Annotated in this window: 11 protein-coding genes; 7 read left to right on the top strand and 4 right to left on the bottom strand. The window is 46.9% G+C overall.

Annotation, left to right across the window (positions count from 1 at the left end):
* From RWS39_RS08030 to RWS39_RS08015, 4 genes are all read left to right on the top strand, one after another.
* Positions 1-578: UbiA prenyltransferase family protein (locus RWS39_RS08030; RefSeq protein ID WP_462982792.1), on the top strand; the 578-nt coding region annotated here is incomplete at its 5' end.
* Positions 578-3,061: a phosphoenolpyruvate synthase gene (locus RWS39_RS08025; protein ID WP_314482288.1), complete on the top strand. Its 2,484-nt coding sequence runs from the start codon at positions 578-580 to the stop codon at positions 3,059-3,061. The genes RWS39_RS08030 and RWS39_RS08025, both read left to right, overlap by 1 nt.
* Positions 3,048-4,124, top strand: coding sequence for a hypothetical protein (locus RWS39_RS08020; RefSeq protein WP_314482286.1), 1,077 nt, complete (start codon positions 3,048-3,050; stop codon positions 4,122-4,124). Before RWS39_RS08025 ends, RWS39_RS08020 begins: the two co-directional genes overlap by 14 nt.
* Before the next feature lie 178 nt (positions 4,125-4,302).
* Positions 4,303-12,564: an SIALI-17 repeat-containing surface protein gene (locus RWS39_RS08015; protein WP_314482283.1), complete on the top strand. Its 8,262-nt coding sequence runs from the start codon at positions 4,303-4,305 to the stop codon at positions 12,562-12,564.
* 84 nt (positions 12,565-12,648) lie between these two features.
* Here the strand turns inward: RWS39_RS08015 and RWS39_RS08010 are convergent, their stop codons facing one another.
* The 4 genes from RWS39_RS08010 to RWS39_RS07995 all read right to left on the bottom strand — a co-directional run bounded on the left by RWS39_RS08010 (position 12,649) and on the right by RWS39_RS07995 (position 15,386).
* On the bottom strand, positions 12,649-13,440 hold the full coding sequence (locus tag RWS39_RS08010) for a nucleotidyltransferase domain-containing protein (protein ID WP_314482280.1): 792 nt from the start codon (positions 13,438-13,440) through the stop codon (positions 12,649-12,651).
* A gap of 328 nt (positions 13,441-13,768) precedes the next feature.
* On the bottom strand, positions 13,769-14,179 hold the full coding sequence (locus RWS39_RS08005) for an EVE domain-containing protein (RefSeq protein WP_314482277.1): 411 nt from the start codon (positions 14,177-14,179) through the stop codon (positions 13,769-13,771).
* Positions 14,172-14,633, bottom strand: coding sequence for a MarR family winged helix-turn-helix transcriptional regulator (locus tag RWS39_RS08000; protein WP_314482274.1), 462 nt, complete (start codon positions 14,631-14,633; stop codon positions 14,172-14,174). Before RWS39_RS08000 ends, RWS39_RS08005 begins: the two co-directional genes overlap by 8 nt.
* A 105-nt stretch (positions 14,634-14,738) precedes the next feature.
* The gene (locus RWS39_RS07995) at positions 14,739-15,386 is read right to left on the bottom strand and encodes a metal-dependent transcriptional regulator (protein ID WP_314482270.1); all 648 of its coding nucleotides are present in this window, start codon (positions 15,384-15,386) and stop codon (positions 14,739-14,741) included.
* Positions 15,387-15,589: 203 nt separating this feature from the next.
* Between RWS39_RS07995 and RWS39_RS07990 the strand changes: the two genes are divergently transcribed.
* The 3 genes from RWS39_RS07990 to RWS39_RS07980 are packed head-to-tail and all read left to right on the top strand — an operon-like array spanning position 15,590 to position 18,148.
* Entirely contained in the window at positions 15,590-16,672 is a 1,083-nt protein-coding gene (locus RWS39_RS07990; protein WP_390896056.1) for a DUF3114 domain-containing protein, read from the top strand.
* 15 nt (positions 16,673-16,687) lie between these two features.
* Positions 16,688-17,515: a Cof-type HAD-IIB family hydrolase gene (locus RWS39_RS07985; protein ID WP_314482265.1), complete on the top strand. Its 828-nt coding sequence runs from the start codon at positions 16,688-16,690 to the stop codon at positions 17,513-17,515.
* On the top strand, positions 17,516-18,148 hold the full coding sequence (locus tag RWS39_RS07980) for an SGNH/GDSL hydrolase family protein (protein WP_314482262.1): 633 nt from the start codon (positions 17,516-17,518) through the stop codon (positions 18,146-18,148). It begins immediately after the preceding gene.
* Positions 18,149-18,338: the final 190 nt, after the last annotated feature.

The raw sequence follows: 18,338 nt of genomic DNA, 5'->3' as shown, positions 1-18,338 counted from the left end.
ATATCCTCTTTATGAACAATATCGGCTGGTTCCTCTTTCTCTATATCTACGGAACCCTCATGTCTTTCTGGTTCTTTAAGCGAGACAAAATTCAAAATTCCTTGCCGCTGGCTCTAGTAACCCATAATCCGGTCATGATGATTTTGAATCTCTATACGATTTCTTTCGTCTGCTACAAGTACAATCTGCCTCTCTTGTCCCTGCCGACCGTCTTGCTGGCCTTTACTATGTATTTCCCAAGTCTGATCTGGGAAGTCTGCCGCAAGATTCGGGCACCAAAAGACGAGACAGAGTATGTGACCTATTCTAAGCTTTTTGGCTACAAAAAAGCCACTCGCTTTATCGAGGTGGTGACTCTGCTGGATATCTTGACCAATTTTGTCCTCCTCTGGAATATTTCCCATGTCGGAGTGATAGTCTTGGTGCTGAATGTCATCTGGATGACCGTCCAGTTTGAGCAGTTTATCAAGGATCCGACTCGCTTTAATATCCGGGAGCGGGTGGAGCGTTATACTTATATCACGGAGACGACCATGGTTCTGTCCGTTGCTGTTTATCTCTTGATGGGGGTACTTTAATGAAAAGAATCAAGCAGACAGGGCTTGACCAGGTTGGAGGCAAGGCCTATCATTTGCTGAAAATGCAGGCTGCTGGTTTGCCGGTTCCTGACTTTGCTGTGTTTGCTTTTGACTTTTTTCAAACATCTGCAAGCTCTGTTGACTTGGAGCGGATGGAAGCAGCCTATCGGTCTGGAGAGTTGGACTTGTCCCAGCTCAGCCAGCAGCTGCAGGACTGGGCCAGAGAGCAGTTTAGTCAAGAAGATCTGACGGCAGCAGAAAACTGGATTCATCAAGAGTTTTCTCAGACAGACTGTTGCTTTGCAGTCCGCTCATCAGCTACCATTGAGGATGGGAAGGATTCATCCTTTGCCGGTCAGTTTGAGAGTCAGCTCAATGTGAAGCCAGAGGGACTTAAAGAAGCCATCCAAGCGACCTTACTTTCTCTTTATCAGGAGTCAGCTCTTAGTTATCTGTTTGAGCAGGGGCTATCGTTGAAGCAGGCACAGATGATTTGCCTTGTTCAGGATATGCAGGAGGGAGACTTGTCTGGGATTTACTTCACAGCTAATCCCAAGGGCATTCTGAACGAGCACATCATTGTCATCGGTCGGGGCTTGGGCAATAAGGTTGTTGAGGATAAAATTCCTACAACCATGGTGACCCTTCATCCCAAGGACCAGCTCTTTTATACAGAGCAGACGGAGGATTCACCAGACTTATCACAGGAACAACTCGAGGACTTACAATCCTTGGCTAGTCAGGTGAGTCGGCTTTTCGGACCTTATATGGATATGGAGTTCACCTTCGCAAATGGCCAGCCCTATCTCTTGCAGGCACGACCTATTACCACCTTGCCAGAGGGACCGCAGATTATTCTGGATAACAGCAACATTGTCGAGAGTTATCCGGGCGTTTCCAGTCCTCTGACCATTAGCTTTATTCAAGAGGCTTATGCCAGCATTTTTCGCAGTCTGGCCCAGCGCTTGGTTGGCAAGGATGCCCCTGAGTTGGCTGCCTATGAAGCCACTTTTCAAAATATGCTGCAGCCGGTCAATAGCCGAGTCTATTACCAGATTCAGAGCTGGTATCAGCTGTTGCAGCTTCTGCCTTTTTCAAAGAAAATCATTCCTATCTGGCAGGATATGCTGGGAGTGCGAGAGACAGAGGTGCCTCAGATGCCGGTACACCTGTCTGCCTTTAAGCGTCTGCAAATCATGCTCCGCATTATTCGAGAGTTTTGGACGGCACCCAAGCAAATGCGGCAATTGGAAGAGCAGTTTGCTCAGATTCAGCGCGAATACGAAGCGAGCTTTTCTCCCGAAGCAGATGCAGAGACCTTGATTGCCTTGGTCAGCAAGCTAAAAGAGGATATTTTGGCTCACTGGGACATTACGCTGGTCAATGACCTCTATGCTTTTGTCTATACTGGACTCCTGAAGAAGTCGCGCCGCGGCGGGGCTGTTCAGGCTGAGATTGCAGGAATTGAGCAGATTGAAAGTATGAGGCCGGCTTTGGCTCTGCAGGCTTTAACAGCTCAGCTGAAAGCAGAAGAAAATGCAGAGATTAGACAGGCTATGGCAAGTGAAAGTCCAGCAGTCTTTCTAAGTCGCCAGCACCCTTTGGTCCAAGAAATAGTCCATTTTATCCATGAATTTGGTGACCGGGCTCCGGAAGAGTTGAAGTTAGAAACTCCAACCTTCCGAACGCACCCAGAGCGTTTGCTCAAGCTCCTGTTGCAAATGTGCCAGCAAGAGGAGAAGAAGTTGGCACCTCAGAAACTTGGAGAAGAGGTGCAAAAATCAGGCTGGTGGACGAATTTTCTTCGCAAGCGAGCCATGACTGGTGTTAAATATCGGGAAAGCTCCCGTTTAAACCGCACACGGATCTATGGAATGATGCGGCAGATTTTCCGAACTCTGGGGCAGCAATTAGCCGAGCAAGGGCAGCTGGCTACGCCTGACGATGTTTTTTACCTGACAAAGGAAGAATTGTTTGAGCTGACCAGAACGCCCAGAGATGTTAGCGGCTTGATAGCTGATCGTCGAGAAAAGATGGAGGCGGATAAGGAGCTGCCAAGCTTTAGTCGCTATGTTTTTGCTGGCCAGGTCTTTGAGAAATACCTGAAACCGCAGAATCACACTAGTACTCATAATACAGGTGTTCAATCTCTACAGGGAATTGGCTGCTCATCAGGACGCGTCAGGGCTCAGGTTTTGGTCGTGGAAGATGTGCAGGAGATTGAGTCTGCTCAGGACCGGATTATCGTGACCAAGATGACCGATCCGGGCTGGGTCTATCTTCTGACCCAAGCCAAGGGTGTCATTGCCGAGCAGGGGTCCTTGCTCTCCCACACGGCTATTATTTCCCGCGAGTTGGGGATTCCCTCTATTGTCAATGTTAGAGGCGCCTGCAGTCACTTGCAAAATGGCGACTGGATTGAGATGGATGGCCTTACTGGCAAGATTCGACTGATCAAGGAGGAAGACCATGCTGGAAATTAAACCAGTCAAACCCAATACTGCAGAGCTGGACGATTTTCTGGCCCTGCCCAAGAAGATTTATCGGCCAGAGCACCTCATGCAGTCGGAAGAGGAAGAATTAGCTTTGATTGAGGGCAATCACCCGCTGAGTTCTGACCTAGAAACCTATGCTTTTATTGGCTATGTGGACAGTCAGCCTTGTATTCGCGGTCTTCTGACCTTCTATCCAGATGATGAGGCTGCTTACTTGGGATTTTTCGAGTCGATCAATGATCAACAGATTGCATCTGCTTTTATCGAACATTTAGCAGGCTTTGCTCGCAGTCTCGGAGCCAGCAAGATAATCGGTCCCGTACAGGCAAGCTTTTGGCTGGGCTATCGAATGCAGCTGACTGGAACAGAGGAGGTCCCTTTTACTGGTGAACCTCATAATCCAGACTATTATCCTCAGCTATGGCAGTCTGCTGGTTTTGAGGTCAAGGAGCGCTATCTGTCCAATTTTTATCCCAAGGTCAGCAATCAAACTCATCAGGACAAACTAGCTCATCGCTTTGAGTCTTTTGAAGAAGCGGGATTCACTATTTGCTCTCCCAAAAAGAAGGACTGGGATCAAGCTTCGCTGCAGGTTTTTGAGCTCCTCAATCGCCTCTATCAAGATTTTCCGATTTATCGGTCTATTTCCAGTCAGCAGTTCAGTCAGATTTTTCAAAAATATCAGTATATTCTTGATTTTTCCATGGTTAAGCTAGCCTATAAGGAGGGCAGGCTAGCGGGTTTTCTGATTGCTATGCCGGACTACGGCTCTCTGGTTTATCAAAAACTGACTCCTCTCAACCTAGCCAAGCTTTTCTGGACCAAGCGCTTTGCCAAACGTTATACGATTATGTATCTGGGAGTGGATGAAGAATTCTTGGGCTTGGGCTCTGCCTTGGCCTATCCGATTTTTAAAGAAGCGCAGAAGCGGCAAGCCTCGGCTATCGGCGCCTTGATTCACCAAAAAACCGTCACTCGCCACTATGCAGCAGAGTTGCAAGGGTACAAGCATGAGTATGGCCTCTTTGAGTTGGATTTGGGGCTTAGATGATCTATAAACAGTAGGTTCTCACACAGGGAATCTGCTTTTTGTTTTCGCTAAAAATAAAAGCCTTCCTCTCCTTGTCGACAGCTGAAAGAAAAGTATTTTATAAGGCTAAGGGATTGCAATTTTGAGTAAAATTCAGTAAAATTTTTATTAGTTTATTATATGAAGAAAAGGGAATTTTATGAAAAAAAGAGTCACTGGTGACATATACCAGCGCTATTCTTTTAGAAAGCTGTCTGTAGGTCTAGTTTCCGCTACTATCGGAAGCTTCTTTTTGTGTACCACAATGGGAGGAGCTGTCAGCTCTGTTAAGGCAGCGGAAGTGTCTGCCAATCAGTCTACCCTCGTTCAGTATCACTATGTGGTGGAGAGCGATCTGACTGAGGCTGAAAAAGCTGCTATCGTGAAGGAACTACCCAAATTTGCGGAAGAAAATTCGGACGCTTATTATTTGGTTTACCGTCCGACAAGTCAGGAAAGCTTGTTAGGAAAGCTCCCTAAGACAGGCGAGTCAGGTCTTTTGGGAGCGAATTTTGCAGCTACAGGACTGGCCTTGGTTGTTTTAGTGCTGGCGCGAGGGAAAAATGGCAAGAGATACCTGTCTTCTATTTTGCTTGTGACAGGCTTGGGTTCTGTGCTTCTGCCAGCTTCTGTTTTGGCAGTCAGCAGTATGGATTTGGCTGCCTATAATCAAAGTTTGACGTTGGCCGTTGGCGATCAGTTGCCAGAACCATTGAAAATTGCTGGCTACCAGTATATTGGTTACCTTAAAAAAGAAGCGCAGCATCAACTAGCTCAAACTGGAAATTCTCAGCTTCCAGCTCCGCAAAAGGAAACTCCAGCGAGTCAGCCTGATCAGCAGTTGAAAGATTTAGCAGGTCTCCCTAAGCATACTGAAGCTCCGAAAGAGGCGCAGCCTGCTGGCGGAGACCATCTCTCCCAGAAGGAAAGGGAGGAAATTGCTGCTAAAGAAGGACAATTTGCTCGTCAAACGCCAGTTCATGAGCGACCAGAACTGCAATTTACAAGTCAAGCAGCGACCCAGACCCAAGAAATTCCCTATAAAACGGAGTATCAGTATTCAGATGACTTAGCCGAAGGACAATCCCGAGTGATCCGCGCGGGCATTCCAGGGATTCGCAAGATCGTAACACGTTACTATAGTGTTGAAGGAAAAATCGTAGAGAGCAAGCAGATTTCCGATCAAGTAACCACTGAGCCTGTTTCAGAAGTTGTTTTAGTCGGGACTGCAGCAGATAAGGCTGTTCCTAAAGAAGCTCCAATTCATGAAGTTCCCGAGCTCACTAGTTATGGCACCGTTCCAGCTAGCGCTCCTGTGCACGAGAAACCCGAGTTGTCTAACTATGGCACGGTCCCAGCTAGCGCTCCCGTGCATGAAGTCCCAGAGTTAACTTCGTATGGTACCGCTCCCGCTAGTGCTCCTGTGCACGAGAAACCCGAGCTCACTAGTTATGGCACCGTTCCCGATACTGCTCCCGTGCATGAAGTCCCCGAGTTAACGGAGTATGGTACAGTTCCCGATACCGCTCCTGTGCACGAGAAGCCTGAGTTAACTGGTCATGGTACGGTACCCGATACCGCTACTGTGCAAGAGGTTCCCGAGCTCGCTAGTTATGGCACCGTTCCCGATACTGCTCCCGTGCATGAAGTTCCTGAGTTAACTGATTATGGCACTGTTCCAGATAGCGCTCCGGTTCATGAGGTCCCCGAGTTGCCTGGCTATGGCACGGTTCCGGATAGCACTCCTGTACACGAAGTTCCTGAGCTTACTAGTTATGGCACCGTTCCCGATACCGCTCCCGTGCATGAGAAGCCTGAGTTAACTGATTATGGCATAGTCCCAGATACTGCTCCCGTGCATGAAGTCCCTGAGCTTACTAGTTATGGCACCGTTCCAAATAGCGCTCCGGTGCACGAGAAACCCGAGCTCACTGATTATGGCACCGTTCCAGACAGCGCTCCCGTGCACGAAGTTCCTGAGTTAACTAGCTATGGCACCGTTCCAGATATCGCTCTCGTGCACGAGAAACCCGAGTTGTCTGACTACGGCACAGTCCCAGATACTGCTCCCGTGCACGAAGTTCCCGAGCTCACTAATTATGGCACCGTTCCCGCTAGTGCTCCTATACACGAAGTTCCCGAACTCACTAGTTATGGCACCGTTCCCGCTAATGCTCCCGTGCACGAGAAACCCGAGCTCACTGATTATGGTACAGTTCCAGATAGCACTCCGGTGCACGAGGTACCCGAGTTAACTGACTATGGTACAGCCCCTGCTAGTGCTCCGGTGCACGAGGTACCCGAGTTAACTGATTATGGTACAGTTCCAGATAGCACTCCGGTGCACGAGGTACCCGAGTTAACTGCCTATGGCACGGTCCCAGATACTGCTCCCGTACATGAGAAACCCGAACTCACTAGTTATGGCACGGTTCCCGCTAATGCTCCGGTTCATGAGGTACCCGAGTTGCCTGGATATGGCACGGTTCCCGCTAGCGCTCCTGTGCACGAAGTTCCCGAACTCACTAATTATGGCACGGTTCCCGCTAATGCTCCCGTGCACGAGAAACCCGAGTTGTCTGCCTATGGCACGGTCCCCGCTAGCGCTCCGGTTCATGAGGTTCCCGAGCTCACTAATTATGGCACAGTTCCTGCTAGTGCTCCCGTTCATGAAGTTCCCGAGCTTACTAGTTATGGCACGGTTCCAGATATCGCTCCTGTGCATGAAGTTCTCGAGTTAGAGTTGGTTACAAAGGATGAAACTCGGGTGGAGAAGATTGCTTTTAACATCGAGGAACAATATACTGATGAGTTACCTCAGGGCGCTCGCCGCATCGTTACTCCAGGTGTGCAGGGCGAACGTACCATCAAGACTAGAGTTTATACTTCCAATGGTCAAGAACTTGCCCGCCAAGAGTTGTCCAACGAGGAGACGCTAGCCCCAGTCACACAAGTTGTCAAAATTGGCACCGCCAAGCCACATATGGTACCGAGTACTGCTCCGCAAGCATCTGCCCTACCAGAATATCCGCTTACTTATAGGGATGAAACGCGAGTAGAGAAAATCGACTTCACCATGCGAGAGGAAGAAACGGATGAACTTGTTCAAGGTGCTCGCCACATCGTCACTCCAGGAGTGCAAGGCGAACGGACCATCAAGACTCGAGTTTATACTTCCAATGGTCAAGAGATTGCCCGCCAAGAACTGTCCAATGAGGAAACGCTAGTCCCAGTTACGCAAGTTGTCAAAGTTGGCACGGCCAAGCCACATATGGTACCGAGCACTGCTCCGCAAACATCTGCCCTACCAGAATATCCGCTTACTTATAGGGATGAAACGCGAGTAGAGAAAATTGACTTTACCACACGTGAAGAAGAAACAGATGAGCTTGTACAAGGTGCCCGCCACATCGTCACTCCAGGTGTTCAGGGTGAACGTACGATCAAGACTCGTATCTATACTTCCAACGGCCAAGAGATTGCCCGTCAAGAGCTGTCCAATGAGGAAACGCTAGCTCCAGTCACACAAGTTGTCAAAATTGGCACGGCCAAGCCACATATGGTACCGAGCACTGCTCCGCAAGCATCTGCCCTCCCAGAGTATCCGCTGACCCATACGGATGAAACGCGAGTAGAGAAAATTGACTTCACCACGCGAGAGGAAGAGACGGATGATCTTGTGCAAGGCGCTCGTCAAATCGCTATTCCAGGTGTGCCAGGCAAACGGACAATCAAGACTCGTGTCTATACTTCCAACGGCCAGGAAATTGACCGTCAGGAACTTTCGAATGAGCAAACGCGGGCAGCAGTTGCTCAGCTTGTCAAAGTCGGCACAATGAAACCGCATAGGCTACCAAGTGATGCCCCGCAAGTGGAAGCCTTGAAAGAGTTCGATTTGATTTCGCTTCACAATCTACTGACAGAAGCAGAGCAAATCAAGGCTCAGGCTCGTTATTTCAATGATAGTCAAAGTCACCAAGAAGCCTATGATACTGCTTTGGTGGCCGGTCAAGCGCTTCTCAATCAGTCACAAGCCAGCCAAGCAGAAGTCAACCAGCTGGTGGCTCAAATCAATCAATCCAAGACTCAGTTACAGGGGCTTGAAGTGGACAAAACTCGTTTGCGGAATGAACATGCTTTGGGCAGAACTGTGCAGACGACCGTCCAATATAAGAATGCGGATGCAGATAAGAAAGCAGCCTATACAAACGAATTGGCCAAGGCAGAAGGAGTTCTGAAGAATCAAACCGCTACACAAGTGCAGGTCAATCAAGCTTTTGCCAGCCTGACAGCAAGCAAGACGGCTCTAAATGGTGTGCCTAAGGTCAAGCCGACAGTTTCGATCTTAAGTCTGATAGAAAATCCAGAGGACAAGTCGGTCACGGTTCAATATAGCTTGGAAGACAAGACAAAATCCTTACGCTCAGCGACAGCTGAATTGTACAAGGGAGACCAGCTTGTCCGCTCGCTTCCGATTGACAATATGGCAGGAAGTCTGAAAATCGATGACTTGGACTACTACACAGGCTATACCCTGAAAACTAAGTTGACTTATGAGCTGGATACGGGCAGCATGACTGACCTTGAAAAAGATAGCCGCAACTTTGAGCTGCAATACAAGAAGATTGCCTTCCGCGATATTGATTCGGCTGAGTTTTACAGAAAAGAAAAGGACCAGTTCAAGCGTGTCGTTTCCATGAGCGCTATACCTACGGACCTGTCTAACTACTTTGTCAAAGTCAAATCAAGTGAATCCAAGGACATGCTCCTTCCGGTTCACAGCATGGCAGAAGGCCAGAAGGAGGGCAAGGCTGTCTATAAGGTAAGAGTTTCTCTGCCTGAGCTGGTACAAGAGGGTGACACAGGCTACAAGTCTGGCTATGACTTCTATATCAGCAGGGCAGTGCCTAGTCAGCAAAATGTCTACACGAGCTTTGCTGGTTTGGTAGACGCCATGAAGCAAAATATGGCTGGCAACTATGTTCTAGGAGCCGATTTGGATGCGAGCGAGGTCAGTCTGGCTCCTGCGGATTATGTCTATCTCCGAGGAAACTTCACAGGCAGTCTGACAGGTAACCATAATGGCAAGCAGTATGCCATTTATAATCTAGCCAAGCCTTTGTTTGAAAACCTCAAGAGTGGTTCCTCTATTTCTAATCTGGACCTGAAAGAGGTCAATATTGTCGGCACCTATGACTCTGCTGCATTGGCTCGCAGTGCAGATAATGCGCAAATCACAGATGTTTCTGCCCAAGGTAGGGTGTCAGTAGTGGGCAATGCTTCGCAAGTAGCTGGTTTGGTCGTTGTTGCAAGCAATAGCCAAATCACCAACAGCTCCTTTACTGGAACTATCCAGACCAATGACAAGCAGTATAAGGCCTATAATGTCGGTGGTTTGGTTGCCAACCTCAAGGGAGGAAATTCCTTGCTCAGTCAGAGCAGAGCAGATGTGACCATTCTGGCAGGTGCTCGAACAAACGAACAGCGCTTCGGCGGTTTGGTCGGTCGCTTGGAAGACAATGCCCGTATCAGCCGTTCTTATGTGACTGGAAAGATCCAAAATTCCACCAAGAATGGTCAAATCGGCGGAGTAGTTGGTTCCAATTACTTCAATGGCTTGATTGATAATGTTATCAGCAATGTCAGCGGTACAAATGTTTACAGCATTTCTGGCGACCAAGATTACAAGAATGATCGCATCAGAGAAGCCAATGCCGTTGAAGGAAACGAAACTTTAGGAAATGATCAGTTTGTCACGTCTACTCTAAGCTTGGACGAGGCAGAAGAGAAGCTGGCGAGCCTAGATATTAGGACCACGCTAGAAGATAGCAATCTCAATCTCCATACTGTTGACTACAGCAAGGAAAAGAATGCTCGTGAAGACCGTCTGATAGCTTATGCTAACATGGAAAAACTCCTGCCATTCTACAATAAGGAAACCATCGTTGCCTACGGAAATAAACTTCCAGCTAATCACAAGCTCAATACTGAGTACTTGCTGGATGTGGTTCCGATGAAGGGCGACCAGATGATCACCGATATCCATAGCAACAAGACTGGCATTAACCGCCTGATGCTGCACTTTGAGGATAAGACGGTTGATTATTTAAATCTGACCTATAAAGGAGACTTCAAGCATCAAGCTATCGCAGAATACACTGTGAATGGCTTAGACCTCCTTTATACACCAGAAGCCTTCCTATCAGACTATAGCAGGATTCTCAATCAAGTGCTGCCAGAGTTGAACAAGGTTGTCCTGGACTCACCAGTTATGCGGACTGTTTTAGGAGTGAATGCGGATGCTTCTCTGGATGAGCTCTATCTGGATACAGCCTTTGAGCAAGTCAAGACCAAGTTGGCAGAAGAGTTGCGCAAGGTTCTGGCTATGGACAAGTCCATCAATACTGAAGGCGATGTCGTTGCTGACTATGTAGCTCAGAAGATTACAGCCAATAAAGAAGCTTTCTTACTTGGTCTGACCTATCTCAACCGTTGGTATAATATCAACTATGACAAGACCAATGTCAAGGATTTGTCGGCCTATAAGTTTGACTTCTTTGGAAATCATAAGGCTTCGACGCTAGACACCATCATTGCACTCGGTCAGTCTGGTTTTGAAAATCTCAAGGCTAAGAATAATTATCTGGCTTACGATAACTCGCTCTCTGAAGCGACTGGTAAGCGCGGCCTTTTCAACTATCTGGAAAGCTATCGCCAGCTCTTCCTGCCCGACAAGACCAATAACGAATGGCTCAAGACCAATACAAAGGCCTACATCGTTGAGTCTAAGTCCGATGTGGCAGAAGCTAGACAGCTTCAAGATACAGCTAAGGCCAAGAGCAAGTATTCTGTCGGCGTTTACGACAAGATTACTGCAGATAATTGGGAACATAAGGGCATGCTCCTGCCACTCTTGACCATGACTGAGAAGGGTGTCTATGTCATCTCCAATATGTCCACCGTCTCTATGGGAGCTTATGATCGCTACCGCCTTGATGCCAATAACAGGGTGCGAACAGATGCAGAATTGGTTGAGTATGTCGAAGACCGAGTTAGAAAGTCAGCTGAATGGCAGCGTGACCACTATGATTTCTGGTATAAGATTTTAAGTCCTGAAAGCAAGGACAAGCTCTTCCGTTCTGTTCTGGTTTACGATGGGTTCTCATTGGTTGACAAGGATGGTAAACGATATTGGGCTCTAGCTAATGACAAGAAATCACTAGCTATGCAGGAATTCTTTGGACCAGCCGGCAAGTGGTATCCAAGCAAGGGCTACAATGCCTATGCTACGGGAAGTGTCACCCACTTTGATGCTGCTCGCTTGTTAGAAGACTATGGGAACTCTGTCTACACCCATGAAATGACGCATAATTCCGATGGTTCTATCTACTTTGAAGGTTATGGTCGCCGCGAAGGGTTGGGGGCTGAGCTCTATGCGCGTGGTCTCTTGCAGTCCACACCAAGTCCAAATGAGCCTACCATTACCCTCAATACCCTCTTCAAGACGGACAAGGATTCTAAGACACGGATGCATACCTACAACTTCAAGGAACGTGTCCAAAATGCGGCAGATTTGCAGCACTATGTCCATGGCATGTTTGACATGATTTACACGCTGGATTACCTAGAGGGGACTTCGATGGTCAAGCAGAGCGATGCAGCCAAGCTCCAGTGGTTCAGAAAGATGGAGAATTACTATATCACAGATAAATATGGTAAGCAAACCCATGCTGGTAACCAGACTCGCAGTTTTACTGCTGAGGAAATCAAGCAGCTAACCAGCTTTGAGTCCCTGATTGACAATGACGTCATCACCCGCCGGGAGAATAAGGATAGCGGACAGTATCCACGCAATGGCTACCTCAGTCTCAGCCTCTTCTCGCCAATCTACTCAGCCTTGAGCAATCCAAATGGGGCGCCGGGTGATGTCATGTTCCGTCGCACAGCCTATGAGTTACTAGCAGCCAAGGGCTACCATGAAGGTTTTGTCCCTTATGTTTCAGGGAAATTCTCCGAAGAGGCTGCTGCAGAAGGCAAGACGACCTGGGATGGCTGGCTCAGGAGAGACGTTGGTCTGGTGACAGATCAGAAGGTCTTGGAAAATGTATTCAAGGGCGAGTATGCTTCATGGGCGGCCTTCAAGAAGGCCATGTACCAAGAGCGGATTGACCAGCTAACCAAGCTCAAACCAATCACCATCGAGTACGAACTTAGAAATCCAAACAGTACCAAGCAAGTAACCATTCGCTCTTATGCAGAGATGCAGAAGCTGATGGACGAAGCGGTCGCAGAGGATGTGCGCAACATTACCAATGCGACAAATCGTGTTGAAGCTAGCTGGGTCAACCTGCTCAAGAAGAAGATTTACAATGCCTATCTTCGTGAGACAGACGACTTCAGACAGTCAATCTTTAACAAATAAGCCTCAACTTACTTGACGAAAATAGTAAAAAGCTCATGAACCAGCTGAAAAACTGGCTTCATGAGCTTTTTATCTGTTGAAATTCTAGATGGATGCTTCAATCAAGTGCTTAAGATTGTCTAGGAGGCTATCCAAGGTTAGGACCGCTTTCTGTTGCTGATCTGACTGGTAGAGATGTTGGAAGTAGTCTTGGATATTGGCTTCAAAATCCTGAGGCAGGCGGGAGCAATTTTCTTTGGCATACTGGAGCATGCGCTTTTCGCCTGGATGGAGCTGCTCATTGAGGGCAAAGAGGGCATCAAAGTAGGAGGCGAAAAACTCGCTGCTGCGGTGATTGATGCTGAGCAGGTCTTGGCGCTTGAGAGCTTTTTTGATCTGTCTTGAAAAAGCTGGCATCGCTTGATCGAGGAGCAGGAGCTGCTTGCTGATGATATTCTTTTTCAGTTCAGCTGGATAGGGCAGGCTGTACTTGGTCTGGAGAGCAGCATAGCGACCGTCTCGATCGTAGAGAATCTTGCTGTGGACCAGATTGTACCACATACAGGTAGTGTAAGAATTCTGGGCTTGGTGCTCTAAAACAACAGTCCGCAGGTCTTGGTCAAAGTCGTCCAGCGAGCGGTAAATCAGCTCAATCTCGATACCATTATTGAGGACGCAGTCGTCTTCCAGTTCCCAAAATTGATTGCCAATTTCCATATAGGAGCAGTACTTGCTGAGGATTTCCTGGCGGATGGCTGGCGCGAGAGGAGCGCTCAGGTAGACATAGACATCATAGTCTGAATCTTGGTCAAAATGTTGGCCGGCTCGTGAGCCTCCGAGAGCCAGAGCTTCCACTTGCTCCAGTTGAGCCAATTCTTTAAAGAGATTTTGTGGCATAATTTGTCCTTCTTAATTTTTTGACATCATTCTAGCAAAAAGTGAAAAGGTTTGCAAGGGGGTAAATAGGATCTTTTCTTTCTTTTAAAAAAACTTGATGAAGTGGAAGTGTCTAGAGTATTATTTTGATCAGAAAAGCCTTAGTCTTTCTAGGAGGTTTGTGATGTGATTTGGTTGTTTTCTATACATCTTTCTATTGATTTAATTTATACTTTTTAGTGCAGGTAGATAGGATTTTTCCTAAAAAACTCCATAATTTCTGCTAAAACAATTATAGAGCATATGACATCGGATACGAAAAAATAGGAGGTCGGGATGTCCCAGCCTCCTATTCTTCCTTCATCTGTTCAAAGATATAGAGAAAAAATTCTTTTGAAACTTCGAAATGTCCGTATCTTATCTGAGAAGCGTATTGACGCCACTGAGGATGTTGCCGAACTTGCTCAATGGGGCAGTCTTTGACTGGCTGGTAGTAGCTGACATCTCGTCGAAATGGGACAAAGCCTTCAAACATCTCTACTTGATAAGCTGTGTCATCTAGAATCTTGCCAACTGCTGTAAAGGACTGCAGCTTTTCCTGACCATTCAGCTGATACTTGGGGCTGTAGTACAAAAGGTAATCTCCTTTTTTCATTCGGTTCAGCGGTGCTTTCTTTCCATGGCAGACTTGGCAAAAGCCTCCCTCTACACCTCTTAGGACGTGTTCTTTTGATACGACACCAATCCAAAATCTAGTCATTTTCTGCCTCCAGTGCTATTAAAAGTTGATTGAATACTTCCGTTTTGTTTTCTAATTTTCCAAAGAATGCCTGATCAATGCCTTCTACCAGAGGAAGAGCTCGGTTGACTTTTTGCAGCCCCATATCTGTTAGAAGTATGATGTTGGCGCGGCTGTCCTTGGGATGGACTTCCCGCCTGATCAATTCTTTCTTGACCAAGAGGCGGATGATTTGGGATATGGTCATGACATCCATGTCAGAAAATCGGGCAATGTCGGTCTGACTAACCCATTCTTGCTGACGCAGGAGTGCAGCAAGAGTGGTCAGAACGACAAATTGGGGATGGGTCAAATCGATCGTTTTCAGTTCGTTTTTAATCAGCCCATGCCACTTGTGGTAGGCACGGATAAAGAGCAGACCGGTTGATTTTTTGTATTCATCCCTATAGATGGAGTTAAACTGAGATTTTTCCATTAGCTTTTCCTCTGGATATTTTGTAAGTATACTTATTATAATCTGACGTTTTATTTTTGTCAATAAAAAACCAGTTTAGACTAAAAAGTCTGAACTGGATCCTGTTTATAGTTTTTCTACATAAATCTGTTGGGCAATCATAGGGCTAACTTGGATTGCTCGGCCGTCCACTTCTAGTTGATAGAGCTGGCTGTAGTCGTCATACTGGAGGAAACGGATTGCTTGGTTTATGTTTAGATTGTGCTTTTCCAGATAGGCCAAAAGCTCAAAGTCATCGTGGACACGGCGGATGAGGTAGCTACCAGGCTCCTGAGCGGAGGCCAGAGTTTGATGGTATTTTTCTTTCAGCAGCTGGTGTTTGGCTGGGATTGTGCCACCATGAGGGCAGGTCTCTGGGAAATTCAGCATTTTTTCCAAGCCTGCGACAAAGCGTTCAGAAACGGTGTGTTCTAGAATCTCGGCTTCCTGATGGATTTCGTCTGTGGTGTAGCCCAGCTTTTGGACCAAGAACACCTCAATTAATCGGTGCTTGCGGTAGAGGTCAGAGACCAGTTGCAGGCCTAGGTCAGTTAGCAGATAGCCTGCCTTTTTGTCCTTGATTAGGAGTTCTTCAGCCAGCATTTTCTTCATCATCTCCGTCACAGCTGGCGGGGAAACCTGCATGTGCTGGGCGATTTCCTTATTGGTGATTTTCTCCTGGCGCGTGCCAATCTCGTAAATACATTTTAAATAGTCTTCTTTATTTGGCGTCATCTTTTGTCCTCGTTGTTTTCCTAAGACTAGTATAGCAAAAAATGCTGAAAGAATACAATTCGAGGCCGAAAGTCCCTTTGCACATTGACTTTTAGCTGAATTTTTGGCATATTTAGAGGTAAATAGGAGAGCTATCGAAGGCTGCATGAGCCTGTTAGCGAAGCTCAGAACGGTGCTGAAGAAATTTTATATGATGGATGTGGATGGTGATGAAAGTAGAAATAGAGCAATGCTATACAGAATTACAAGCGCTCGGCTGGTCTCAAGCTGCTCTTGATACAGTTTTTCTGACAGAAATGGCGTCATTACCGTATGAATCTGACCGCCAGAGTCTTTTTGAGGAGGCCCTTATATTTGGCAGTCCGCTCTTTCAGAAGCTATGGTCTTTTGAATGTCGAGCAGTCCAGCCCCAGCAAGCTGAGAAGTTGTTAGAGCTAGCTATGTTCTATATGGATATGCCTGACGAATTGAGCGGGGAAGCAGCAGAAATTACTCGATTGCTCTCGCATATACATCCAGACTTATCGCCACATGCTTCCTTTTGGCATCAGTTTTCTCAAACGATTCGGCAGGCTTTTTCTCCAGCAGACTTTATTGCAGACAGTGGCAATCAAAGGTTAAAAGGTCAGTTGCACCAATTTCGCTACCTTATTTCCAGCCAGCAGGCTCAGTGGGTTAGAGAGCATTTTCGTAAGCCGGGGATGACAGATGGCCAGGCTCTCCTAGCCTATTTTCAGGTGCATCCTGACCTGGACTGCCAGCTCTGGGAATCTTCGCGGTTGCACAATAAAGCATTTGTCGATAAGGACAAGGTAATCTACCCAGACCAGCAGCCCTATCAGGCCAATATCAAGATCCTCCATCGTTTCCATACCGAGTTTATTCTGGATAGGGAAGGGCAGTTTCTCAATATCCTAGATCCAGAAAAGAGCAGCCAAAATGGGCTAGTCAATGGAGCTAGTTTTAATTACGGGGAGAAGCCCTCCCTGTTCAATAAAAGTTCCCATTATTACTACGATGTCAAAAGTCCAGCCAAGTGGGATCCCCAGTTTCGCAGGCTGGCGATCCGAAATGGCGGGCAAGCTTTCAAAGCCCCTCAGAATAATCGCGGCTTGGCTGGTTATCATACGGCTAAGAGTTGCTATGCGATTGCGGGGAAAAGCGTTAAAAGTCAAGTTGATGCCCAAGTAAAAAACTTTGAAAAATCATTAGTCGAAAAGCTAAAAGGGAAAGATTATCTCAAATATTTATGGAATAAAGTAAAAAATAAATATCTGAGATTATAGAAATGAGGTGGAAAGATGCCAATTAAAATGATCGCTACGGATATGGACGGCACCCTTTTGGATCCGCGAGGAGAGCTGGATTTGCCACGCCTGACAGCAGTTTTAGACCAGCTGGAAGAGCGGGACATCAAGTTTGTCATTGCGACGGGCAATGAAATCCAACGAATGCGCTTATTGTTGGGCGATTTGACAGAGCGTATGACCCTGATTGTCGCCAACGGCGCTAGAATCTTTGAAAAGAATGAAATGTTGCTGGGCACTTTCTGGCAGCCTGATTTAATTGCGGACACGCTGGCTTATTTTCAGGGTCAAGAACGAGAGGTGCATCTGGTGGTCACTTCCACTAAAGGTGGCTTTGTTCAGGACGGTACGGATTTTCCGATGATTAGCAAGATTATGACAGAAGAAATGGCAGTTCATTTCTACAAACGAATGAATTTTGTGTCCAATCTGCAAGATCATCCGTTTGAAGAAGTGCTGAAGATGAGCGTTATGGTAGATGAAGCGCAAGCGGCAGAGATTACGCAGCAGATCAATACAGCATTTGCTGGAAGATTGAGTGCTGTGACCAGCGGCTATGGCGCGATTGACATTATCCAAGAAGGCCTTCACAAGGCTTGGGGGCTTCGTCAGCTCATGGATCGGTGGCAAATCAAAAGCAAGGAAATCATGGCTTTTGGCGACAGCGAAAATGACTTAGAAATGCTGGAACTAGCGGATTTCTCCTATGCTATGGAAAATGGGGATGAGAAGATTAAGCGCATTGCCAGTCACTTGGCACCAGCCAATGCAGAGGCCGGTGTTTTGCAGGTGATTGAGCAATACTTAGAAAAAGGAGTCTAAATGGCAGTTCAACTATTAGAACAGTGGCTTTTAAATGAGCAGGCAAAGATCCAGAAAAATTATCGGGATCTGAATCAGCTTGCGGTAAACGAGCCAGCGATTATTTTTATCGGTGATTCGATTGTGGAATATTTCCCACTGCATGAGCTATTGCAAAGTCCTAAAACCTTAGTCAATCGTGGTATTCGTGGCTACAAGACTGATTTGCTTTTAGAAAATTTGGATGCCCATCTCTTTGGGCAGGCTCTGGATAAGGTCTTTCTCCTAATTGGAACCAACGACATTGGCAAGGAGATGCTTCAAGCTGAAACGCTGGCCAATCTGGAAGCGGTTATTCAGGAGATTTCCCGTGACTATCCTCTGGCTCAGATCCAGTTGCTGTCCGTCCTGCCTGTGAATGAGCAGGAGCAGTACAAAGGGACGGTTTATATCCGAACGAACGAGAAAATCCAAGCCCTCAATCGTGCCTACCAAGAATTGGCCCAAGCCTACTACCAGGTCAGCTATGTCGATGTGTATTCGTCTTTATTGGATGAAGTGGGGCAGTTAGCAGAAGCCTATACGACAGATGGCCTCCATCTAAGTGTGGCCGGGTATCGCATCCTAGCCCAAGCTCTGCAGGAAACGTTATAGAGATAAAAATAGGGAGTAAAAAAAGCCCAACTAGACAAATCTTCAAAGGAAGATTTGTTTTTTTTAAAACTTTTGGTTGACAAATGTAAATCTTAGGAGTAGAATAACATCATAAGGTTTACAAATGTAGATTTAGAAAGGAGAGGTCATGCAAATTTCCAATGCGGAATGGCGCATCATGAAGATTATC

Source organism: Streptococcus cristatus, from assembly GCF_963529205.1.
Classification (GTDB): domain Bacteria; phylum Bacillota; class Bacilli; order Lactobacillales; family Streptococcaceae; genus Streptococcus; species Streptococcus cristatus_O.
The sequence above is the reverse complement of the archived record's forward strand: the minus strand, read 5'-3'. Positions and strand labels throughout refer to the sequence as shown.

Bases quoted from the DNA above. Each gene is read 5' to 3' on its own strand.
- RWS39_RS08010 (WP_314482280.1), bottom strand. From the start codon at position 13,440: ATGCCACAAAATCTCTTTAAAGAATTGGCTCAACTGGAGCAAGTGGAA.
- RWS39_RS07985 (WP_314482265.1), top strand. From the start codon at position 16,688: ATGCCAATTAAAATGATCGCTACGGATATGGACGGCACCCTTTTGGAT.
- RWS39_RS08015 (WP_314482283.1), top strand. From the start codon at position 4,303: ATGAAAAAAAGAGTCACTGGTGACATATACCAGCGCTATTCTTTTAGA.
- RWS39_RS08000 (WP_314482274.1), bottom strand. From the start codon at position 14,633: ATGGAAAAATCTCAGTTTAACTCCATCTATAGGGATGAATACAAAAAA.
- RWS39_RS07980 (WP_314482262.1), top strand. From the start codon at position 17,516: ATGGCAGTTCAACTATTAGAACAGTGGCTTTTAAATGAGCAGGCAAAG.
- RWS39_RS08025 (WP_314482288.1), top strand. From the start codon at position 578: ATGAAAAGAATCAAGCAGACAGGGCTTGACCAGGTTGGAGGCAAGGCC.
- RWS39_RS07995 (WP_314482270.1), bottom strand. From the start codon at position 15,386: ATGACGCCAAATAAAGAAGACTATTTAAAATGTATTTACGAGATTGGC.
- RWS39_RS07990 (WP_390896056.1), top strand. From the start codon at position 15,590: ATGGTGATGAAAGTAGAAATAGAGCAATGCTATACAGAATTACAAGCG.
- RWS39_RS08020 (WP_314482286.1), top strand. From the start codon at position 3,048: ATGCTGGAAATTAAACCAGTCAAACCCAATACTGCAGAGCTGGACGAT.
- RWS39_RS08005 (WP_314482277.1), bottom strand. From the start codon at position 14,179: ATGACTAGATTTTGGATTGGTGTCGTATCAAAAGAACACGTCCTAAGA.